The sequence below is a fragment of the Streptomyces sp. TOM-9 genome, assembly GCF_056858595.1.
On sequence record NZ_JBXEQB010000001.1, the window covers coordinates 3,264,006 to 3,284,927 of the forward strand.

Annotated in this window: 18 protein-coding genes and 1 pseudogene; 8 read left to right on the plus strand and 11 right to left on the minus strand. The window is 74.1% G+C overall.

What is annotated here, in order from left to right:
- Positions 1 to 2: 2 nt before the first annotated feature.
- A complete protein-coding gene (gene efeU / locus AC1VWI_RS15280) occupies positions 3 to 854 on the plus strand; it encodes an iron uptake transporter permease EfeU (RefSeq protein ID WP_499511556.1) in 852 nt (283 codons plus the stop codon).
- A 42-nt stretch (positions 855 to 896) separates the two neighbouring features.
- On the opposite strand, the gene AC1VWI_RS15285 is transcribed toward efeU, so the two are convergent.
- Positions 897 to 1,643, minus strand: a complete 747-nt coding sequence (locus AC1VWI_RS15285) for a bifunctional DNA primase/polymerase (RefSeq protein WP_499511557.1) — start codon at positions 1,641 to 1,643, stop codon at positions 897 to 899.
- A 378-nt stretch (positions 1,644 to 2,021) separates the two neighbouring features.
- Between AC1VWI_RS15285 and AC1VWI_RS15290 the strand changes: the two genes are divergently transcribed.
- The gene (locus tag AC1VWI_RS15290; protein ID WP_499511558.1) at positions 2,022 to 2,693 is read left to right on the plus strand and encodes a biliverdin-producing heme oxygenase; all 672 of its coding nucleotides are present in this window, start codon (positions 2,022 to 2,024) and stop codon (positions 2,691 to 2,693) included.
- A gap of 243 nt (positions 2,694 to 2,936) precedes the next feature.
- Here the strand turns inward: AC1VWI_RS15290 and AC1VWI_RS15295 are convergent, their stop codons facing one another.
- From AC1VWI_RS15295 to AC1VWI_RS15310, 4 genes are all read right to left on the minus strand, one after another.
- Positions 2,937 to 4,319: a serine hydrolase domain-containing protein gene (locus tag AC1VWI_RS15295; protein WP_499511559.1), complete on the minus strand. Its 1,383-nt coding sequence runs from the start codon at positions 4,317 to 4,319 to the stop codon at positions 2,937 to 2,939.
- A 129-nt stretch (positions 4,320 to 4,448) separates the two neighbouring features.
- Positions 4,449 to 5,570 carry a YeiH family protein gene (locus AC1VWI_RS15300; RefSeq protein WP_499511560.1) on the minus strand — a complete coding sequence of 374 codons (1,122 nt, stop codon included), beginning with the start codon at positions 5,568 to 5,570 and terminating at the stop codon, positions 4,449 to 4,451.
- Entirely contained in the window at positions 5,567 to 6,130 is a 564-nt protein-coding gene (locus tag AC1VWI_RS15305; protein ID WP_499511561.1) for a cysteine dioxygenase family protein, read from the minus strand. The genes AC1VWI_RS15300 and AC1VWI_RS15305 overlap by 4 nt, the downstream gene beginning before the upstream one ends.
- 86 nt (positions 6,131 to 6,216) lie before the next feature.
- Positions 6,217 to 7,122 carry a LysR family transcriptional regulator gene (locus AC1VWI_RS15310; protein WP_499511562.1) on the minus strand — a complete coding sequence of 302 codons (906 nt, stop codon included), beginning with the start codon at positions 7,120 to 7,122 and terminating at the stop codon, positions 6,217 to 6,219.
- Positions 7,123 to 7,283: 161 nt separating this feature from the next.
- Between AC1VWI_RS15310 and ddaH the strand changes: the two genes are divergently transcribed.
- Together ddaH and AC1VWI_RS15320 are read left to right on the plus strand one after the other, a co-directional pair.
- Positions 7,284 to 8,099 (plus strand): dimethylargininase, encoded by an 816-nt coding sequence (ddaH, locus tag AC1VWI_RS15315; protein WP_499511563.1) that lies wholly within the window; start codon positions 7,284 to 7,286, stop codon positions 8,097 to 8,099.
- Positions 8,100 to 8,127: 28 nt separating this feature from the next.
- Positions 8,128 to 9,660, plus strand: coding sequence for a phytoene desaturase family protein (locus AC1VWI_RS15320; protein WP_499516814.1), 1,533 nt, complete (start codon positions 8,128 to 8,130; stop codon positions 9,658 to 9,660).
- 56 nt (positions 9,661 to 9,716) lie between these two features.
- Here AC1VWI_RS15320 and AC1VWI_RS15325 read toward each other — a convergent pair whose 3' ends face one another.
- Positions 9,717 to 10,709 (minus strand): small ribosomal subunit Rsm22 family protein, encoded by a 993-nt coding sequence (locus AC1VWI_RS15325; RefSeq protein ID WP_499511564.1) that lies wholly within the window; start codon positions 10,707 to 10,709, stop codon positions 9,717 to 9,719.
- A 92-nt stretch (positions 10,710 to 10,801) separates the two neighbouring features.
- Here AC1VWI_RS15325 and AC1VWI_RS15330 point away from each other — a divergent pair, with 92 nt between their 5' ends.
- From AC1VWI_RS15330 to AC1VWI_RS15345, 4 genes are all read left to right on the plus strand, one after another.
- Positions 10,802 to 11,041 carry a hypothetical protein gene (locus tag AC1VWI_RS15330; protein ID WP_499511565.1) on the plus strand — a complete coding sequence of 80 codons (240 nt, stop codon included), beginning with the start codon at positions 10,802 to 10,804 and terminating at the stop codon, positions 11,039 to 11,041.
- Between the two features lie 23 nt (positions 11,042 to 11,064).
- A complete protein-coding gene (locus AC1VWI_RS15335) occupies positions 11,065 to 12,357 on the plus strand; it encodes an MFS transporter (RefSeq protein WP_499511566.1) in 1,293 nt (430 codons plus the stop codon).
- 58 nt (positions 12,358 to 12,415) lie between these two features.
- Positions 12,416 to 12,634: a TrfB-related DNA-binding protein gene (locus AC1VWI_RS15340; RefSeq protein WP_499511567.1), complete on the plus strand. Its 219-nt coding sequence runs from the start codon at positions 12,416 to 12,418 to the stop codon at positions 12,632 to 12,634.
- A gap of 103 nt (positions 12,635 to 12,737) precedes the next feature.
- Complete coding sequence (locus tag AC1VWI_RS15345) at positions 12,738 to 13,721, plus strand: IS481 family transposase (protein WP_499511568.1); 984 nt, start codon at positions 12,738 to 12,740, stop codon at positions 13,719 to 13,721.
- A gap of 381 nt (positions 13,722 to 14,102) precedes the next feature.
- Here AC1VWI_RS15345 and metG read toward each other — a convergent pair whose 3' ends face one another.
- The 5 genes and pseudogenes from metG to AC1VWI_RS15370 form a co-directional block, all read right to left on the minus strand.
- A complete protein-coding gene (gene metG / locus AC1VWI_RS15350; protein WP_499511569.1) occupies positions 14,103 to 15,662 on the minus strand; it encodes a methionine--tRNA ligase in 1,560 nt (519 codons plus the stop codon).
- Between the two features lie 253 nt (positions 15,663 to 15,915).
- On the minus strand, positions 15,916 to 18,063 hold the full coding sequence (locus AC1VWI_RS15355; protein ID WP_499511570.1) for a SpoIIE family protein phosphatase: 2,148 nt from the start codon (positions 18,061 to 18,063) through the stop codon (positions 15,916 to 15,918).
- 267 nt (positions 18,064 to 18,330) lie between these two features.
- A pseudogene (locus AC1VWI_RS15360) lies at positions 18,331 to 19,413 on the minus strand (serine hydrolase domain-containing protein); the annotation flags it as partial.
- Positions 19,379 to 19,576 carry a hypothetical protein gene (locus AC1VWI_RS15365; protein WP_499511571.1) on the minus strand — a complete coding sequence of 66 codons (198 nt, stop codon included), beginning with the start codon at positions 19,574 to 19,576 and terminating at the stop codon, positions 19,379 to 19,381. The gene AC1VWI_RS15365 and the pseudogene AC1VWI_RS15360, both read right to left, overlap by 35 nt.
- Before the next feature lie 38 nt (positions 19,577 to 19,614).
- On the minus strand, positions 19,615 to 20,907 hold the full coding sequence (locus tag AC1VWI_RS15370; protein ID WP_499511572.1) for a multidrug effflux MFS transporter: 1,293 nt from the start codon (positions 20,905 to 20,907) through the stop codon (positions 19,615 to 19,617).
- Positions 20,908 to 20,922 lie beyond the last annotated feature (15 nt).

Sequence of the window (20,922 nt, forward strand, 5' to 3'; positions counted from 1 at the left end):
CGGTGTTCGCCAACTACCTGATCGGGCTCCGTGAGGGCCTGGAGGCCAGCCTCGTGGTCTGCATCCTGGTCGCGTACCTGGTGAAGACCGACCGCAAGGACAAGCTGCCGCCGGTCTGGCTCGGCGTCGGCACCGCGGTCCTGGTGAGCATGGCCTTCGGCGCCGCGCTGCAGTTCGGCTCCTCCGAGCTGACCTTCGAGGCGCAGGAGGCGCTGGGCGGTTCGCTGTCGATCGTCGCGGTCGGCCTGGTGACCTGGATGGTCTTCTGGATGCGGCGCACCGCGCGCCACCTGAAGGCCGAACTCCACGGCAAGCTGGACGCCGCGATCGCCATGGGCACCGGGGCACTGGTGATCACCTCCTTCCTCGCCGTGGGGCGTGAAGGGCTGGAGACCTCGCTGTTCATCTGGACCGCCGTGCAGGCCACCGACGACGGCGTGCGCCCGCTGGTGGGCGCGGTGCTGGGCCTGCTGACCTCGGTGGTGCTGGGCTGGCTGTTCTACCGGGGCGCGCTGCGCATCAACCTGGCCAAGTTCTTCACCTGGACCGGCGCCATGCTGGTGGTGGTCGCGGCGGGCGTGCTCGCGTACGGCTTCCACGACCTGCAGGAGGCCGGCTGGCTGCCGGGGCTGGGGACCGAGGCCTTCGACGTCAGCGACCAGATCCCGCCGGACTCGTGGTACGGGACGCTGCTCAAGGGCGTGTTCAACTTCCAGCCCGACCCGACCTGGCTGCAGGTCGGCGTCTGGGCGCTGTACCTCGCGCCCACGATGTTCCTCTTCCTGCGCCCCGGCAGGGTCACCGCGCCGGCCGTCAAGCCGTCCGCCGCGGTTCCGGTCGGGGACAAGGGCTGAGGCCGCCGGGCTCCCGACCGCTTCACGGTCTCCGGGCCGGGGTCAGTGCAGCCAGCCGGCCGTCTCGGGCTCGGGCTCGACCTGGGCGCAGGCGTCGGTCAGCACCCCGAGCAGCGGCAGCGGGTCGGGCAGCACCTGGTCGGGTCCGTGGCCGGCGACCCACGCGACGGTGGCGCCGGAGGGCAGCCGCGAGGGCGGGAGCAGCACGTAGCTGGCGCGGTGGTGCCAGCGCAGGCCCGGGTGCTCGTCGACGGTCTCGGGATGGCAGTCCAGCTCGCACGGCCACCACTCGTCCTCGTCGGCCGTGGCACGGGTGGCGGTGAAGAACAGCATCCGCCCGTCGGAGACCGCGACGGGTCCGGCCGCGGAACCCTCGGCGGCCAGCCGCTCCAGGGCGATCCGGCCCGCCTCTGCGGGTACGTCCAGGACGTCGTGGGCGATGCCGGTGGCGGTGATGAAGTTGGCCAGGGGGTGCGCGCGCAGCCAGCGCCTGACCTGCTCCGCGTCCGTGGTGGCCTGGGTCTGCCAGGCGAAGGAGACGGGGTGCGTGCCCGGCGTGGGGCACCCGATCCGGTCGCAGGAACAGCGGTAACCGGACACGGGCGACGGATGGGCGGCCGGCGCCAGCGGCAGGCCCGCGTCCGCGGCTTCCAGGAGGAGCTCGTCCCGGCGCAGGTCGTCCCCGTTCCGGCCACCGGCGGCCGCGCGGACCGCGGCCCCGTCCACTCCGGCGCCGCGCTCCCCCGCCTTGCGGCGCAGCCAGTCGGACAACCTGCCCTTGGTGACCATCGAGCCCCTTTCCTCGCCCCGTGAACCCTTGCTCCACCCTACGTAACGAGGGAAAGGCCGTAAGCGGAATCCACGGATGGTGGAAACCATCCTGCTCCCCGTCCGCATTCCGGCCGCGCGCGGGGTCCCCCTGCACGACGGACCCCGTCCCGGGCGGATCCGGGCACGTTTCCCTTGTCCCCGCTGCCCACGGCACCCGGGGCGGCGACCGGCACCGGCCTCCCCTCCGTGACCACCGTCACCCGCGGGACGACGCGCCGTCCGCCCCGGAGGGCGGATCCGCGCTAGCCTGGTTTTCCGACAGGTTGTCGGCAACCCATTGACTTAGGGTCCCCTAAGTTGCGACGATTCCTGCAGGCCCGACGCAGGAGGATTCCCTTGACGCCAGCCCACGGCACCGCGACCGCACCGTTCTCGGCCGTCATCCGCTCCGCCAGCCACGACCGGCACACCGAGGCCGAGACCTCGACGTTCATCGGCGACCTGCTCGGCGGCCGCCTGGGGGTCGCCGCGTACGCGCGCTACACCGAGCAGCTCTGGTTCGTCTACCGGGCGCTGGAGGACGCCGCCGCGCACCTGGCCGGCGACCCCGTGGCCGGCCCCTTCCTGCGTCCGGAGCTGATGCGCGTCGCCGCCCTGGAACGCGACCTGGACCACCTGCTCGCGCCGGGCTGGCGCGACCGCGCCGGCGCGCTGCCCGAGACCCTCGCGTATGCCCGCCGCGTCACCGAGACCGCCCGCGCGTGGCCGGCGGGCTACGTCGCCCACCACTACACCCGCTACCTCGGCGACCTCTCGGGCGGCCAGGTCATCCGCGGCATCGCGGAGAAGACCTGGGGCTTCTCCCGCAAGGGCGACGGCGTGCGCTTCTACGTCTTCGACGCGATCGGCAACCCCGCGGCGTTCAAGCGCGAGTACCGGAGCCTGTTGGACGCCCTGCCGGTCGACGAGCTCGAGAAGCAGCGCGTCGTGGAGGAGTGCCGGCGGGCCTTCGCCCACAACGCGGCGGTCTTCGCCGCGCTGGGCCGCGAGTTCCCGCTGACCGCCTGACGGCCCGGCGGCCCGGCTGGTCCCCGCCGTTCGGGCGCCCGTCCCCCGTAGGCCGTGTCGTCGAATGGCCTCCCTCAACCTTCGGCCGGGGGTGCCCCCGCCCCGCGACGCTCCCCCAGCTGACGCTGGGAGGTGTCCCCAGGCACGGCACCCCCAGCGAAGCCGGGGGAACCGCGGGGCCTGCCCTTCGGACGGTGGGGGACCTCCCAGCGTCAGCTGGGGGAGCTCATGTGAGGACGCGGCCTAGCCGAGGGGGGAGGTCCAGCCCGAGGGGTCGACTCCGCCCGGGACCGGGGCCGCCGGGTCGTAGGGGGTGCGGGTGAAGACGAAGGAGCCGAGGTCGAGATGGCCGACGGTGCCGTCGGGGGCGCGCACCGCGCGGAGGGTCTCGCCGTCGTAGTAGCCGTCCAGGCCGGTCCAGGTGCCGTCCGGTTCCGCGCGGAAGCGGGCGCCGCGGGCGGTGCCCGACAGGGCGGTGAGTTCCAGGTCGCGGCCGGTGCGCAGGCGCAGGACGTACGGGGCGGTGCCCCAGTACCAGGGGCCGGTGAGGGCGAGCAGCTCCGGGTCGGGGTCGGAGTCGGGCCGCCACGGCTCGGGGATGCGGGGCTCGCGCTCGGCGACGATGCGCAGCAGGTCGGCGGCGATCGTCGTGGCCGGGGCGCCGGTGGTGGAGTTGGCGAGGACGACCGCGCCGAGTCCCTCCTCCGTGTCGCACCACAGCCCGGCCACGAAGCCGGGCATCGAGCCGCCGTGCCCCACCAGCACCCGGCCGTCCGGGGTCTTCATCAGCTGCACGCCGAGGCCCTGGTCGTCGCCCGGCGCGGCCGGCCGGCGCATCTGCTCCAGCGTCGCGGGCACCAGGACGCGCGCGTCGCCCGCGGCGAGGAAGGCGGCCCAGCGGCACAGGTCGTCGGCGGTCGACCACAGTTCGCCCGCGGGGGCCATCAGCCCGGTGTCCTGCACGGCCTCGGCCATCATCAGCTCGGCGTACGGGTGGACGGCCCAGCCCCCGGCGTGCGGGGCCTGCGGGCGGCGCGTCGTACGGGTCATCCCCAGCGGTTCGAGGACCTCGGCGGTCAGCACCTCGTCCCAGGGCCGGCCGTCGTGGAGCGCCTCGACGACGGCGCCGAGCAGGGCGTACCCGGGGTTGGAGTAGTGGTGGCGTTCGCCGGCGGGGTGCAGCCGCGGCGTCCCGCCGAGGAGGTCGGCCGTCTCCGGCCGCAGCGCGCCGGGCGTGCGCTCCCACCAGGGGCCGGGGGTCTCCGCGGCCAGTCCGGCGGTGTGCGTGAGGAGTTGGCGCACGGTGACGCCGTCGGCGGGGGTGCCGCCGATGTGCTTCTCGACGGGGTCGTCCAGCCCGAGGCGCCCCGCGTCGCGCAGCCGCATGACCAGGACGGCCACGAAGGTCTTGGTGAGGGAGCCGATCCGGTACTGGGTGTCCCCGTCCGGGGCGTGCCCGTCCACGCAGGAGCGCGCTCCGGTCCACACGGCCTCGCCGTCCCGGACGACGGCTCCCACGAGGGAGGGAGTACGGCTGCTGGACTGGGCGACCGCGATGCGGTGCAGCAGGGCCCGGCGGGTGTCCGGAAGCAGGGCGTCGTCGGGGTCGGTCTGCGGTGTCGGCATGCGCTCACCTTAGAGGCGGGCCCGGGCGGGGTGCCGGGCGCATGGCACCGGCTTTGCCGTCCTCGCGGTCGCCCTCGGCCTGCCCGGCCTCGCGGCCCTCGGCTGACCGTCGGCCGGCGGCCGGGGTCGTCAACTGGTGAGGAGCACGCCGGCGTAGGAGACGGTGGCGATGAGGGTCCAGGAGATCAGGCCGACGGCGGCCACACGCGGCCCGGTTCGCGCCAGGGCGCGCAGGTGCACCATGCTGCCGAGCCCCACCATGGCCATGGCCAGCAGCAGTTGCTGCAGTTGCTCTGCTCCGTCGAGCACGCCGGCCGGCAGGACTCCGGTGCTGCGCACGGCGATCATGACGAGGAAGCCGACGACGAACAGGGGCAGCAGCGGGGTCCGCCGCGCGGAGGCGGCGGCGTCCGGCCCCGCGGCGCCCGACATGGCGTGCCGCCGGCGCAGGGCGTAGGCGACCGCGGCGACCAGGGGTGCCAGGAGCGCGACGCGCATCAGCTTGACGAGCACCGCCTCACCGAGTGCCGCCGGGCCCGCGGTCTGAGCCGTCGCGACGACCTGTCCGACGTCGTGCACGCCGGCCCCGGCCCAGCGGCCGAACTGCACGTCGTCCAGGCCGAGCGGGTGGTGCAGCAGCGGCAGCACGCCGATGGCGAGGGTGCCGCAGAGCGTGACCAGGGCGACGGACGCGGCCACGTCCTCCTCGTCGCTGCCGCTGACCTGGCTCACCGCGCCGATGGCGGAGGCACCGCAGATGGAGTAGCCGGTGGCGATGAGCAGCGGCTGGTCGCCGCGCAGGCCCATGCGGCGGCCGAGCCAGAGGGTGCCCCAGAAGGTGGCGGCCACGACGCACACCACCATGCCGGCCGTGGCCCAGCCGAGACCGAGCACGTCGTCGAGGCTCAGCTGCAGTCCCAGGATCACGATGCCGATGCGCATCAGCCGTTTCCCGGCGAAGGTGAGCCCCGGCCGGGCCCGGCCGCGCAGGGTCGCGCGCAGGCCCGGCAGGTTCGCGGCGGCGATGCCGAGGAGGACGGCGGTGGTGGGCACCGGCACGGCCGGCAGCAGCCGGTGCAGTGCGGTCGCCAGGACGGCGCCGAGGGCGGTGACCAGCAGCCCGGGCAGCACGGTGGCTGTGGCCCGGCGGCGGCCCGCACCGCCTCCGGCGGGGGACGCGGCGGGGCGGGCGGTCGGCGCCGCCCCACGGGCGACGGGCACGGGGGTGCGCGTCGCGGTGCGGAGGTTCACCGTTCGCCGACCGGCAGCCGGTAGACCCGCCGCACGCTGGAGCCCAGGCGGGAGATGTCGGCACCGTAGATGTGCAGCGATATGGCCTTGCCGGTCCCGCCGTTCCACACCTGGTGGATGTCGCCGGGCGGCGCGAAGCCGCAGACCTCGCCTTGGGCGTTGACGACGTCCTGGGTCGGGACGAGGCGGGAGCCGGTGCCGTCGGGGACCAGCCGGTAGCGGCGCTCGTGCTCCTGCCCCTGGTGCACCCCCGTGACGCACCAGGAGACGTGGTCGTGGATGGACGTCCGTTGCCCCGGCAGCCAGACCAGGGCGACGATCGAGAAGCTGCCGTCCTCCTCGGCGTGCAGGATGTGCTGCCGGTAGCGGTCCGGGTCGCCCTCGGCGTGCCGCTCGGCCAGCAGGTCGGGGGCGCCGAGGTGCGGCGCGAGCCGCTCGCCCACCAGGTGGGCCGTCGGGCCGGGCGGCAGGCCGCGGCCGACCGTCTCGCGCACCTCGTCGACGAGGCGGGCCAGCCGGGCGGTGGGCGCGGAGAGCGCCGGAACGGTCGCGGAGGTCATGTCCGCAGCGTCCGTGCGCACGGGCCCGCGCGTCCACTGACAGTTCCTTCACCCCGCTTTGCCCCTCCTTATGGATGGGGTGCGGGTCAGCAGCCGCTGCGCCGCTCGGCGACCGCCTTGAGCGCGTCGAGCACCAGGGCCGCGGCCGGGATCCGCAGATGGTCGCGCGGCACGTACGCCGCGACCCGGCGGCGGGAGACGGGGTCCAGCGGCCGGCCGGTGACCCGGTCCAGCCGCGTGAAGGACAGCGCCAGCCCGGGCATCATCGCGACCCCCAGCCCCTCCGCGACCAGCGACTGCACCACGAGGTTGTCGTCGGTGGCGAAGGCGATGTCGGGGGCGAAGCCCAGCTCGGCGCACTCGTGGAGGAAGTTGACCCGGCAGCGCATGCAGCCGGCGATCCAGCGTTCGTCGGCCAGGTCGCCGAGCCTGACCGAGCGGGACCTGGCCAGCCGGTGCCCGGCCGGCATCAGGACCATGAGCTGGTCCTCCAGCAGCGGGATCTCGACCAGGTCGTCCGGCACCGCCTCGTGCAGCCCCGGGTAGGTGAAGGCGAGGGTGATGTCGCACTCGCCGCGGGTGACCCGCTCCAGCGAGTCGGGCGGTTCGTCCCCCAGCAGCTCGACCCGTATCCCGGGGTGCTCGGCCGCGAGCAGGGCCAGCGCCTCGGGGATCAGGGTGGCGTTGGCGCTGGGGAAGGCGCACAGCCTCACCCGGCCGGTCTCCAGCCGGGTCACCGCGCCTATCTGCTCCCAGGCCACGGTGATGCTGTCGAGGATCGTCTCGGCGTGCCGGGCCAGCGCCTCACCCGCCTCGGTCAGCCGCATGCGCCGTCCGACGCGGACGAAGAGCGCGGTGCCCACCGAGCGCTCCAGGGCCTTCATCTGCTGGGTGACCGCGGGCTGGGTGTAGCCCAGCGCCGCGGCCGCGGCCGAGTAGGAGCCGGCCGTGACCACGGTGTGGAAGGTCTTGATGTGCCTGGAATCGAACACCCCCGAATCATAAGGGGAACTTTGGACAACCCGGCAGACGGCCCCCTCGTGCTTCTGGGAGGGCTCCGCCGGGGGGTGTTTGCGTCCGCAATCCGGTGCGGGGTGTCCGCTGTGGGTCCACCATGTCACTACGGCCTCAACCACACCGCGAGGAGCCTTCATTGAGCGCAGCGCGCACCGCCTCGTACCGCCGGTATCTGATGTGTCCTCCCACGTACTTCCGCGTCACGTACTCCATCAACCCCTGGATGGACCCCACGAAGCCGGTCGACCCCGCGCTCGCCCTGCTCCAGTGGGAGGACCTCCGCGACCGCTACCGCTCGCTGGGGCACACCGTCGAGATCCTGCAGCCGCTGCCGGGCCTGCCGGACATGGTCTTCGCCGCCAACGGCGCCACCGTGGTCGACGGCCGGGTCTTCGGCGCCCGCTTCGCCAACGCCGAGCGGGCCGCGGAGGCGCCCGCGCACCGCGAGTGGTTCCTGAACCGCGGTTACGGCGAGGTGCACGACCCGCACCACGTCAACGAGGGCGAGGGGGACTTCGCCGTCACCGGCAGCTGGCTGCTGGCCGGGAAGGGCTTCCGCAGCAGCCCGCTGTCGCACGCCGAGCTCCAGGAGTTCTTCGGCCGCCCCGTCATCGGCCTGGAGCTCACCGACCCGCACTTCTACCACCTCGACACGGCGCTGTGCGTGCTCGCCGGCGACGAGATCATGTACTACCCGGACGCCTTCTCCCCCGGCAGCCGCGCGGTGCTGCGCCGGCTCTTCCCCGACGCGCTGACCGCCACCCGCCAGGACGCCACGGCCTTCGGGCTCAACTGCGTCAGCGACGGCCTGAACGTCCTGGTCCCCTCCGGGGCCACCGGGCTGCTGCGGCGGCTGCGCGAGCGCGGCTTCGAGCCGGTGCCGGTGGACATGTCCGAACTGCACAAGGCCGGGGGCAGCGTGAAGTGCTGCACCATGGAGCTGCGCGACTGAGCGTGATACGAAAGGGCCCATGTCGCAGCTGCCCCTTCACCCCTCGTACGACGTCGTGATCGTCGGCGGCGGCCACAACGGCCTGGTCGCCGCCGCGTACCTCGCCCGCGCGGGCCGCTCCGTGCTCCTGCTGGAGCGGCTCCCGGGCACCGGCGGCGCCGCCGTCTCCACGCGGGCGTTCACCGGTCTGGACGCACGGCTGTCCCGGTACTCGTACCTGGTGAGCCTGCTGCCCCGGAAGATCGTCGACGACCTGGGGCTGCGCTTCGCCGTCCGGCGCCGCCGCATCTCCTCCTACACCCCCTACGGCGACGGCGGGCTCCTCGTCGACGCCGAGTCGCCGTCCGCGACGCGCGAGAGCTTCGTCCGGCTGACCGGCTCCGACCGCGACTTCGAGGCCTGGCAGCACTTCTACGGCATGACGCAGCGGGTCGCCGAGCGCGTCTTCCCGACGCTGACCGCGCCGCTGCCGTCCCGGGCCGAGCTGGAGCGGACCGTGGACGACCCGGAGGCCTGGTCGACGCTGTTCGAGCGGCCGCTGGGCGAGACCGTCGAGGCCGCCTTCGAGGACGACCTGGTGCGCGGCGTGGTGCTGACCGACGCCCTGATCGGCACCTTCACCCACGCGCACGACCCCTCCCTGCTGCAGAACCGCTGCTTCCTCTACCACGTCATCGGCGGCGGCACGGGTGACTGGGACGTGCCCGTCGGCGGCATGGGCGCCCTCACCGACGCCCTGGCGGACGCGGCCCGGGCGGCCGGGGCGGAGATCGTGACCGGCACCGAGGTCACGGCCGTCGAGACCGACGGCACCCGGGCCGAGGTGTCGTTCGAGGGCGGCAGCGTGGGCGCGGGGCACGTGCTGGTCAACGCCTCCCCGTACGCACTGGCCGGGCTGCTGGGCGAGACGGCCCCGGAGAAGCCCGAAGGCGCGCAGCTCAAGGTGAACATGCTGCTGCGGCGGCTGCCGCGGCTGCGCGACACCGCGGTAGACCCGCGCGACGCCTTCGCCGGCACCTTCCACATCGCCGAGTCGTACACCCAGCTGGACCGGGCCTACCGCGAGGCGGCCGAGGGCGCGGTGCCCACGGCGCCGCCGTCCGAGATCTACTGCCACTCGCTGACGGACCCGTCGATCCTCGCCCCCGACCTGGCCGCCCAGGGCGTGCACACCCTCACCCTCTTCGGGCTGCACGCCCCGGCGCGGCTCTTCGCCGACGACCCCGCGCAGGCCAAGGAAACCCTCCTCAAGGCCACCCTGGCGCAGCTGGACGCGGTGCTCGCGGAACCGCTGGCGGACTGCCTGGCGGTGGACGCGGACGGGCGGCCCTGCATCGAGGCGAAGTCCCCGCTCGACCTGGAGCGGGAGGTCGGCCTGCCCGGCGGGCACATCTTCCACCGCGACCTGGCGTTCCCCTACGCGGAGTCGGGCGGCGGCGCCTGGGGCGTGGGGACCGCGCACGCGAACGTGCTGCTGTGCGGGGCGGGCGCGGTGCGCGGCGGCGGGGTCAGCGGCGTCCCGGGGCACAACGCGGCCATGGCGGTGCTGGGCGACCGCTGAGCGCCCTGCGCGGTGCCGCACGCCGGCGGCGGGCGGTCGCCCCCGCGGACCCGGGGCTACTCCGGCTCCGCCGCGGGAGGCGGCCACGCGTCGCCCCAGGCGACGTCGCGGGCGGCACGGTAGAGCGCCCCGTGCCGCTTGCTGACGGTGTCGCGGCGCAGGCCGTCCTCGACCGTGCACAGGTCGATGAGGACCTGTCCCTTGCGGATCTGCGGATGCCGCACCACACGGTCCGGTGAGCCGTCGCCCGCCGCGGGGAAGCGGGCGGCCGCGACATAGCTGAACTTCTCGTCCTCGTACGGCAGGGAGCCCCCCTTGACCTGCCGGTGCAGCGAGGTGCGGGCGACCCGGGCCGCGAAGTGGCACCAGTCCGGGGCCTGCACCGGGCAGGTGCCGTCGTGGGGGCAGGGGGCGAGGACGTGGAAGCCGGCCGCGATGAGCCGCTCGCGCGCCGCGAGGACCCGGGCGTAGCCGTCCGGGGTGCCCGGTTCGACGACGAGCACGGCGCCGGCCGCGGCGCGCGCCGCCTCGGCGACGACCGCGTCGCGGTCGGCCTCCGTCAGCTCGCCGATGACGTACGACAGCGTGATCAGGTCCGCCTCGGGCAGCCGTGCCCCGGTGCCGAGCGGCGCCTTGTGCCAGCGCGCGTCCCGCACGCCGGCGTGCTCCGCCCCGGCGGCCAGCTCACGGCCGAGCGAGAGCGCGGCGTCCGACCAGTCGAGGACGGTGCTGGTGTGCGCCCCGTCCTCCCAGGCGTCGGCGACCGCCCAGGTCGCGGCGCCGGTCCCGCCGCCCACGTCCAGGTGGCTCGCCGGGGCCCACTCCCCCGCCCGGGCCCGGAACTCCGCCAGCGCCGCGCCGACCGCGGCGTGGGTGGCCGGCATGCGGTACGCCGCGTAGGCGGCGACGTCGGAGCGGTCGCGGAGGATCGGGGTGCTGCTGGGCGTACGCCCCCGGTAGGTGGCGATCAGCCGGTCGACGGCCTGGGTGGCACGGCCGGGCGGGAGCCCGTCGAGGAGACCGGCGAGGGCGGCTTGCAGAGAGGACACAAGGGTCAAGGGTAAGGGCCACCCGGAGCGGGCCGGCGCCGTCGCCGTCGCCGGTAGGGTGCACCGGCACCCGGTTCGCAGGAGGTCGCGCGGTGTTCGTGGAGATCGTGCTCAGGGCCCTGCCCCTCGACCGCGACGAGGTCGAGGAGGCGCTCGCGGCCGCGTTCGAGGCCGACGGCGAGATCACGGGCGCCGGGACCGGCATGGGCAGCTGCCACCTCGACCTGGAGCTCGACGACGACGTGGACAGGGACGGCGCTCTGCGCAGGATCCACCACACCCTGCGGGAACTCGGCGTGAGTGACCACGCCCAGGTGATCGTCCGCGACTGACACCGGCGCTAGGCTCCGCCGTCATGACCTCGCCGGACGAGCAAGTGACGGATGCGCGACGTGACTTCGGCCGCCTGTGGGGCGCCTACGCGGTGAGCGCGGCGGGGAGCGCGGTCGGCTCCGGGGCCCTGCCGCTGGTGGCCGTCCTGGCGCTGGACGTCACGACCTTCCAGGTCTCCCTGCTCGCGGCGCTGTCGGCGCTCGCGGGCGCCGCCATCACCCTCCCCCTGGGCGGCCGCATCGAGCACCGCCGCAAACGGCCGGTCATGATCACCACGGATCTGCTCCGCTGCCTCGTGCTGCTCAGCGTCCCGGTCGCGGCGGCCCTCGGCGTGCTCACCTTCGCGCAGTTGTGCCTGGTGGGCATCGTCCAGGCGGCCGCGGCCATCGTGTTCGGCGCGGCGAGCACCGCGCACCTCAAGGGCCTCGTCCCGCCGGCGGACCGTCTCCGGGCGGCCTCGCGGCTGGAGACCACCGACTGGCTCAGCCTGAGCGCGGGGCCGCCGGTCGGCGGACTGCTCGTCACCGCCTTCGGGGCGACGGTCACCCTGGCCGTGGACGCGGTCTCCTTCCTGCTGTCCGCGCTGGGCGTCCGCCGGATCCGCCGGCCCGAACCGGAGCCCCCGGCCCGGGCCGGGTCGCACGGCCGCGGCCGGGACCTCGTGGCCGGCTGGACCTACGTCCTGGGGCACCGCGGACTGCGGCCGCTCTTCTGGAACGCCATGCTCTTCGGCGGGTCCATCATGATGAGCAACCCGCTGCTGGCCGTCCTGATGCTCCGCGAACTCCACTTCACCCCGTGGCAGTACGGCCTGGCGCTGGGGCTGCCGTGCCTCGGCGGTGTCCTGGGCTCCCGCCTCACCGCCCCGCTGACCGGCCGGCTCGGCCCGCACCGGGTGCTGCTGCTGTTCGGGGTGCTGCGCACCCCCTGGCTCCTGCTGCTCGCCTGGGCGCCGGCCGGTCCCCTCGGGCCCGTCGTCCTGGTCACCGCCGACACCTTCCTGCTGCTGGCCGCCGGGGTCTTCAACCCGTCGTTCATCACGTACCGCATGGCCGCCACGGACGACGGCGTCATGACCCGGGTGGTGACCGCGTGGTCGGTGAGTTCCAAGACGGCCCAGCCCCTGTCCATGCTGGCCGGCGGCGTCATCGCCGCCGTGGCGGGCGTCCGCGTCGCGATCGTCGTCGCGGGCGTGCTGTGCCTGGCCAGCGCCCTGCTCCTGCCCTGGCGTGCCCTGCCGTCCACGGCGACCGGCCCCGGCCGGGCGGAGGGGCGGGAGGAGGCCGAGCCCTCGGGCAAACCCGCCACGACCTGAACCGGGCCCCGACAACAGGGGGTTGACAACGACAACCCCGGGTTGTCACCCTGTGGTCATGGCAGACACCAGGGACCTCTCCGCGCACGAACCTGCCCTCCGCCGCATCAAGGAGGTACGGGCGCAGGCCATCCACCACGCCCGCCTCGCCCAGCAGTTCGCCGCCGAGCGGCGCGAGTTGATGCAGGACCTGATCGGCCAGGGCGTGTCGCAGGCCGACATCGCACGGGAGCTCGGGGTGACGCGGCAGGCGATCCAGAAGATGCTGGCGGGCTAGGTGTATTGACCACGAGCGTTGTTGACACCTGCTGGGTCTTGATCACGGCGAAGACCTCCGGTGTGGTGGAGCTGTCTAGGACTGCACCGCACCGGAGGTCTTCGTGTCCCACCGTAATGCCCGCCTGACCGTGCACGGCAGGCGGCTACTGGTCGAGCGTGTCTGCGCGGGTCGCCCGGTCGCTCATGTCGCGGCGGAGATGGGCATCTCGCGCGCCACGGCGCACAAGTGGGTCCGCCGCTGGCGGGCCGAGGGCGACGCCGGCCTGCACGACCGTACGAGCAGGCCACACACCGTCCCCCACCGCACACCGGCCGCCATGGAGGCCCGGGTCTGTCACCTGCGGACCACTCGTAAGCTCGGCCCGGCACGGATCGGGCCGATCCTCGGGATGCCGGCCTCGACAGTTCACCGGATCCTGACCCGGCACGGCCTGCACCGGCTGGCCTGGATCGACCGACCCACCGGCGAGCCGATCCGCCGCTATGAACGGGCCCGGCCGGGCGAGCTGGTCCATGTCGACATCAAGAAACTGGGCAACATCCCAGACGGAGGCGGCTGGCGCACCGTGGGCAGGGCCGCGGGAGACCGAAACCGGCAAGCCACCACCACCCAGCGGCAGAACTGCACGCCGGTGATCGGCTACAGCTACATCCATTCCGCCATCGACGACCACTCCCGCCTGGCCTACAGCGAGGTCCTGCCCGACGAGCGCAAGGACACCGCCATCGCCTTCTGGCAACGGGCGCAAGTCTTCTTCACCGCCCACGGGATCACCGTCGAGCGTGTCCTGACCGACAACGGCTCCTGCTACAAATCCAAGGCCTGGCGAGACACCCTCGTCGCGGCCGGAATCACCCACAAACGCACCCGGCCCTACCGGCCACAGACGAACGGCAAGGTCGAACGCTTCAACCGCACCCTGCTCGAAGAATGGGCCTACCTACGGCCCTACACCTCAAACGCAGAGCGCACCAAAGCCCTGGCAGACTTCCTCCACACCTACAACCACCATCGCTGCCACACCGCACTCGGAGGCAAGCCCCCAATCAGCCGCGTCAACAACGCTGCGGGTCAATACACCTAGGCCGTGTCGTCAAAGTCCCGCCTGCCCAGCGGCGCCTGGCACGGCACCTCGCTGCGTTGTCGAATCGTCCGAGTAGCCCACTACGAGGACGACTCTCCGCCTTACGATGCACCGCACCAGACGCCGCTGGGCCCGCCCTCCGGGCGGCCGGCGCTCCTTTGACGACACGGCCTAGGCACCTCTTCCCGGACCCGGCGTTCACACCCTGGCGCAGCGGCCCGTCGTACGGCGTGCGACCCCCTCGGCGAGGGCGCGGCAGCGCCCACCGCATCCGCGGACGGCGACGGGACCGGCACCACCGGAGCGGCCACCCGCCCCGGAGCCCGGACACCCGCCGGCCACCGGCCTGCGAGCCGCCCCCACGCCGAAGGCACCCCGCGGTCAGCCCGTCCGCCGTGCCGCGCCGGACTGGGGGAACAGCGGTGCGGGGGACGGGAGGCGGCCGTCGTCCCCGGCCGCGCAGCGCCGCGCGATCAGGGCCGCGGCACCCGGCAGGAAGGGCTCCAGTTCACCGGCGAGTGCACGGCAGGCGTGCACGAGGGCGGCCAGCACCGCGTCCAGGCGGCGGCCGGCGGAGGCGTTGCGGTGCCGGCGTTCGGCGCGGGCCAGCTCCCAGGGCCGGGTCTCGTCGATGCAGCGGTTGGCCTCGTCGACGATCCGCCAGACGGCGGCCGTGGCACGCCGGAAGTCCACGTCGTGCAGCGCCGCCGCGACGGCGTCCGGCGCTTCCCGGCATGCCGTCAGCAAGGCCTCCGTGCCCGGCTCTCCGGACCCGCCCGCCTCCGGGACGACGCCGTCACGGAACCGGTGGACCATCGTCACCACCCGGTGCACCAGGTTGCCGAGCCCCCCGGCCAGGTCCGCGTCGGCGCGGGCGACCAGCCGTTCGCGCGTGAAGTCGGCGTCGCCGACCCGCGGCACCTCGCGCAGCAGCCACCAGCGCACCGCGTCGGTGCCGTGCTCGGCGGTCAGTTCCTCCGGGTCGACGGTGGTGCCCGCCGACTTGCTGATCTTGCGCCCCTCCACCGTCAGGTAGTCGTGGACGAGGACGTCCGTCGGCAGCGGCAGCCCCGCCGACAGCAGCATCGCGGGCCAGTAGACGGCGTGGAAGCGCAGCACGCCCTTGCCCACCAGGTGCACGCGCCGCCCGTCGCCCGCCCACCACCGGCCGTACGCCGCGTCGCCCTCCCCGTCGGGGCCGCCGTAGCCGAGGCTGGTGACGTAGTTGCCGAGCGCGTCCCACCAGACGTAGATCACCTGCCCGGGGTCTCCGGGCACCGGGATGCCCCAGCCACGGGCCCGGGTCTGGGACCGGGAGACGGAGAAGTCGCGCAGCCCGCGCGCGAGCAGGGCGAGCACCTCGTTGCGGCGCGCGGCCGGCTCGATGCGCAGCCGCCCGTCCTCGATCAGCCCGCGCAGCTCGTCGGTGTACCGGGACAGCCGGAAGAACCAGTTCTCCTCCGCGACCGTCTGCGGCTCGGTGCCGTGCTCGGCGCAGCGGCCGCCCACCAGGTCGTCCGGGGTGTAGAACTGCTCGCAGCCCACGCAGTACAGGCCCTCGTAGTGCTCGCGGTAGAGGTCGCCCGCGGCGGCGCAGCGCCGCCAGAGCCGCTCCACGCCCGCGCGGTGGCGGGGGTCGCGGCTGGTGCGGATGAAGTCGTCCAGGGAGAGCGCGAGCGGGCCGTCCAGGGCCGCGAAGGCGGCCGCGTTGCGGTCCACGAGGTCCTGGACGGGGATGCCCTCGGCCTCGGCGGCCAGCACGTTCTTCAGCGAGTTGTCGTCGGTGCCGCTGAGGAAGCGCACCGGTTCCCCGCGTCGGCGGTGGTGCCGGGCCAGCACGTCCGCCTGCACCAGTTCGAGCGCGAAGCCGAGGTGGGGGCGGGCGTTGACGTACGGGATGGTGGTGGTGACGTAGAAACGGGAAGCCTGGGGCGCGGTCATCGGAACCTCCGGGAAGGACGGTGGCGGGGCTCCGACGCGCAAAAGGATCGAGGCCCCGGTGGGGGGCCTCGGAAGACGCGGACGCGTCCGGTGTCAGCGGCCCCGGGCGGGGGCCATCATCTGCCGGTGGTACGGGTTCGCGATCATGCCTCGATGCTAGCAGCCGGGGCGCCCGGTTCGCGGAACCATTTCGCCCGGAAGGCGACGCGCAAGAGCCGCCCGGTGTGGGGCGGGACGGCTCCCTGAGGGGTCGTCACACGGCGGGCCTGGCAGGCCGTCCCGTCACATGGGTGAGCAGCAGGGCGATGTCGTCGTTGCGCGGGCCGGACCGCTGTGCGTGCCCGAGGAGGCTGTCGGCCAGGGCGTCCATCGAGGCGTCCGGGCCGGCCCGGGCGAGGTGCGCCGCGAGGTCGGCGGCGGACACGTCGATGTCGACGCCCGGGGTCTCCACCAGGCCGTCGGTGTACAGCACCAGCACCGCGCCGGGCGGCAGCGCGATCTCCGTCGTCGGGTAGCAGGCGTCGGGGTCGACGCCCAGCAGCGGGCCGGGCGGCAGCGGCAGCACCACGGTGGTGCCGTCCGGGTGCCGCAGCACCGGCGGCGGGTGTCCGGCGGTGGCCACGCAGGCGGTGTGCCGTTCCAGGTCCAGCTGGGCGTAGAGGCAGCTGGCGAGCAGGCCGGGGTCGAGGTCGACGAGCAGCCGGTTGGAGCGGGCCAGCACCTCGCTGGGGGAGGCGCCCGCGGTGGCGCGGACGGCGGTGCGGACCTCCCCCATGAGCGCGGCGGCGTTCACGTTGTGACCCTGGACGTCGCCGATCGTCACGGCGCAGGTGGTCGTGTCCAGCCGGATCACGTCGTAGAAGTCGCCGCCGATGTCGATGCCGCGGGTGGCCGGCATGTAGCGGGCGGCCACCTCCAGGCCGGGGACGTCCGGCAGGGCGCGGGGCAGCAGCCGCGCCTGCAGGCTGATGGCGAGGTTGTGCTCGGCGTCGTACAGGCGCGCCCGGTCCAGGGCCTGCGCGACCAGGCCGGCGATCGAGATGAGGACGCTGCGCTCGCCGGAGGAGAAGGGGTGCGGGCGGTCGTAGGCCAGGGCCATGGTGCCGACGGGCCGGCCCGAGGTGATCAGGGGCAGGAAGGCCCAGGCGGCCTTGCGGTCCCGGACGACCGTGCCGGGGTAGATCCGCAGGAACTCGTCGACGTTGGCGAAGAAGCCCGGGACCCCGGTCTTGAGGACGCGCACGGCCGGGTTGTCGACGTCCATCGGCTGGGCGTCGACGGACTCCATGAAGTCCTCGTGGTAGCCCCGGTGCCCGATGATCCGCAGTCGTCCCTCCTCGGCGGTCAGCAGGGCCACTGCCTGCACGCCGAAGACGGACAGCATCTGCTCGACGACCAGGTCGATGACGTCCTGCGTGCCGACGGCCTCGGTGAGCGTGGCCGACATGTGCAGCAGGTGGTACAGGGCGATGGCCCGGTCCGGCGTGGGGCCCGCGGGCAGCTGCGCCGCGGGGGTGTCCGCGGCCTCGGGCGTGGGGGCGGGCGTGACGCGGACGCTCACACCGGTGCCGTCCGGGTAGAGCTCGAAGGTGAGCCAGCGGTCCGGTGGGCGCAGCGCCGTGGCCGAGCCGGGACGGCGGCTGATCATCGCGCTGCGGAAGCGGTCCTCGAAGACCGGGTCGTCCAGCCAGGACAGCAGCTCCCAGGGCTCGGTGCCCAGGAGGTCGGGCACCTCCGCCCCGAGCAGGGCGGCGGCGGTCTCCGTGACGAAGGTGATCCGGCCGTCCAGGTCCAGGGCCAAGGAGCCCTCCGGGAGCCGTTCCGCGAGGTCGGCGGCGGCCAGGGCCTCGTCCGGGCCGTGGGTGCGGGTGCGGAGCGCGGGCAGCACCCGCGGCTCGGCGGGGGGCAGCACCGGCTCGCCGTCCTCGGCGGCCCTGCGCAGGAGGCGGCCCATGCGGTCGCAGGCCCCGCGGTACGCCTCCCGGGCCCGCCGGGTGATCCGCCCGGGATGCCCGCCGGGCCACACCAGGCACAGCGCGCCCCAGATGGTGGAGCCGCTGGTGATCGGGGCCGCGGCGAGCGGGAAGTCGTACGGCAGGACCAGGGCGAGCCGGGGGTACAGCCGGGCGGTGTCCTCGTGGCCGCACAGCAGCACCATGCGTCGTTCGCGGACGGCGTCGGCGATGGGGCTGGAGGCGCCGGGCGCCACCCGCCCCCAGATCGTGTCGATCTTGCGCGAGACGCCGACGACCACCGTCAGCCGCAGCAGGTCCTGCTCGGGGGTCATCAGGTAGACCAGGCCCATGGAGGCGCCCGTGTCGCGCACCACCTGGCTCAGCGGGGAGTCCAGCAGCGCCGGACCGGTGTCCGCGGCGACGAGACCGGCGAGGTCCGGCGGCATGCCCTCACCGCCCCCCGTCCGGTGCCGGGTCCGGTCGCGTCCTGACCTCGGGGACCATCGACTCCTGCGCCTCCGTTCCGCCGTGGGGGCCGGCCGGCCGACGCGGCGGCCGCCCGGGATCGCCACCCCACGTCAGCTGCCAAACTACCCGATGAACCGCATGCGGCACCTTTCGGGCGGCCGCCCCCGCCGTCCGCCGTGCCCGGCACGTCCCTGCGGCCCCGCGGGGCTCACGGGCTCACCCGGCTCACGGCACCGGGCTCACGCCACGCCGAGCGCCCTCGCGAACCGCGTGCCCGCGGCAGCCCGGGGCACGCTGCCGTCCCGCCAGGTACGGCACGGGTGAACGGAGTTGGCCAGCAGCACCAGGAAGCCGTCGGTGGCCGGGTCGATCACCATGCTGGTGCCGGTGAACCCGGTGTGGCCCGCCGCCCCGCGCCCCGCGAGGGCGCCCATGAACCAGGGCCGGTCCAGCTCGAAGCCGGGGTAGGGGCCGCCGCCGTCCAGCAGCGCACGGCAGAACAGGGCGAGGTCCCAGGCGGTGGAGAACAGCCCCGCGTGGCCGGCCACACCACCCATGACGTGGGCGTTCTCGTCGTGGACGGTCCCACGGAGCGGGCCGCGGTCCAGCCGGGCCCAGGGCCTGCGCTGGTCCTCGGTGGCGGCGATCCGCGGGGCCCAGGAGGCGGGCGGGTTGTAGCGGGTGTCGTACATCCCGAGCGGGTCGGTGACGTCCTCCCGCACGAGGGCGTCGAGGGCCTCGCCGGTGGTCCGCTCCAGGACGTGCTGCAGCGCGATGAGGTTGAGGTCGGAGTAGATCCGCTCGGTGCCGGGCGCGACGACCGGCGCCTCCTCCCAGAGCAGCTTCGCCCGGGCCTCGGCGTCGGGGTGGTCGTGGAACGGCAGCTCGGGACGGAGTCCGGAGGTGTGGTCGAGGAGTTGTCCCACGGTGATGCGCTGCTTGCCCGCGGCGGCGAACTCGGGCACGTAGGCCGCGACCTCCCGGCCGAGTTCCAGCCGGCCCACCGCGACGACGGCGGTGAAGAGTTTGGTCAGCGAGGCCAGGTCGAAGACCGTGTCCGGCCGCATCGGCACCCATCGCCCGCGGGGCAGCTCCACGCCGCGGTCGGCGCCCTCGTCGTAGGAGGCGTAGCGCACCGCCCAGCCCACGGCCTCGTGGAGGGCGACCGTCCCGCCTCGGCCCGCCAGGACCACCGCCCCCGCGCACCACGGATGCACGGAGGGGGGCACGGGCTCCAGATATGAGGTGATGTCCTCGACGAGCAGACTCAGCTCGTCGCCACGCAGCTGCGCCTCAAGGGAGGTACCTCTCGACAGCTGCGGGGCCATGCTCCTCCAGCAACTTGCGGGCCTTCTCGATGAGGGCCGGCGTCGGCTCACGGCCGGAGGCCATGACCAGGTCCTCCGGATCGATCATGTGTTCGGACCCGGTGTGCAGACAACTGTCCGCAGTCTTCCAGGCCCACCTGCTCTCGTCGATCGGCTCGGACATCGCTGCCTCCTGACTCGGCGCGGCAATGACGGCACGTGTCACCGTGCATCCACAGTACGCCGCCACGGTCGGCACAGCCCGGCGAAGCAGACCCAGGCCGCCAGGACGCTGCCCAGCTGCACCAGGGCCATCGGCACCGCCGTGTGCTCGCCCGCGATCCCGACGAGCGGCGAGGCGACGGCGCCCACCAGGAAGGAGGTCGTGCCGAGCAGCGCGGAGGCCGAGCCGGCGGCGTGCCGGGTGCGCATCAGCGCGAGCGCGTTGGTGTTGGGCAGGACCAGGCTCATCGCCGCCATCAGCACGAAGAGCCCCGCGGCCACCGGCACCAGCCCCACCGGCCCGAGCCACCCCGCGGTCAGCGCCAGCAGCACGGCCGCGGCCACCGTGATCACCGCCAGCCCCACCCCGGTCACCTTGTCCATGCTGACCCGCCCGACCAGGATCTTGCCGTTGACCTGGCCCAGCGCCACCAGGCCGACGGAGTTGAGGCCGAAGAGCAGGCTGTAGGTCTGCGGCGAGGCCCCGTAGATCTCCTGGACGACGAACGAGGACGCCGAGACGTAGGCGAACAGCGCGGCGAAGGTGAAGCCGCCGGTGAGCATGTAGCCGGTGAAGGCGCGGTCGGCCAGCAGCCCGCGCATCGCCCCCAGCGTGGCGCCGAACCCGCCGCCGTGACGGTCCGCGGGACGCAGCGTCTCGGGCAGGCAGCGCCACACCACGAGGGTGAGCAGCACGCCCACCACGGTCAGCACGACGAAGACCCCGCGCCAGTCGGTGATCCGCAGCACCTGCCCGCCGATGAGCGGCGCGACGATCGGCGCGACCCCGGAGATCAGCATCAGGGTGGAGAAGAAGCGCGCCATCGCGACCCCGTCGTACAGGTCGCGGACGATCGCGCGGGCGATCACGATGCCGGCCGCGCCGGTGAGGCCCTGCAGCAGCCGGAAGCCGATCAGCAGTTCCGTGGTGGGTGCGAAGGCGCAGACGGCGGTGGCGAGGACGTAGAGCGCCATGCCGGCCAGCAGCGGGCGGCGGCGGCCCCAGCGGTCGCTCATGGGGCCGACGATCATCTGCCCGAGGGCGAGTCCGAGCAGGCACGCGGTGAGCGTGAGCTGCACCGTGACCGCCGGGCTGCGCAGGTCCTCGGTGACCTGCGGCAGAGCCGGCAGGTACATGTCCATGGAGAGCGCGGGGAGCGCGCTGAGCGCGCCGAGCAGGAACGTCACCATCAGGCTGGTGCGAGCTCCTGGGACGTCTCCGGCGCGTCGTACCGGGGTGGACGGCCCCGGTGTGGATATCTGGTCGGGCGGGGTCGCGCCGGCTTCCGGCATGGGTCTCTCTCCGTG

Coding starts and splice junctions, on each gene's coding strand:
- AC1VWI_RS15285 (WP_499511557.1), bottom strand. CDS start 1,643: ATGGTCACCAAGGGCAGGTTGTCCGACTGGCTGCGCCGCAAGGCGGGG.
- AC1VWI_RS15295 (WP_499511559.1), bottom strand. CDS start 4,319: ATGCCGACACCGCAGACCGACCCCGACGACGCCCTGCTTCCGGACACC.
- AC1VWI_RS15305 (WP_499511561.1), bottom strand. CDS start 6,130: ATGACCTCCGCGACCGTTCCGGCGCTCTCCGCGCCCACCGCCCGGCTG.
- AC1VWI_RS15335 (WP_499511566.1), top strand. CDS start 11,065: ATGACCTCGCCGGACGAGCAAGTGACGGATGCGCGACGTGACTTCGGC.
- AC1VWI_RS15340 (WP_499511567.1), top strand. CDS start 12,416: ATGGCAGACACCAGGGACCTCTCCGCGCACGAACCTGCCCTCCGCCGC.
- metG (WP_499511569.1), bottom strand. CDS start 15,662: ATGACCGCGCCCCAGGCTTCCCGTTTCTACGTCACCACCACCATCCCG.
- AC1VWI_RS15355 (WP_499511570.1), bottom strand. CDS start 18,063: ATGCCGCCGGACCTCGCCGGTCTCGTCGCCGCGGACACCGGTCCGGCG.
- AC1VWI_RS15365 (WP_499511571.1), bottom strand. CDS start 19,576: ATGTCCGAGCCGATCGACGAGAGCAGGTGGGCCTGGAAGACTGCGGAC.
- AC1VWI_RS15370 (WP_499511572.1), bottom strand. CDS start 20,907: ATGCCGGAAGCCGGCGCGACCCCGCCCGACCAGATATCCACACCGGGG.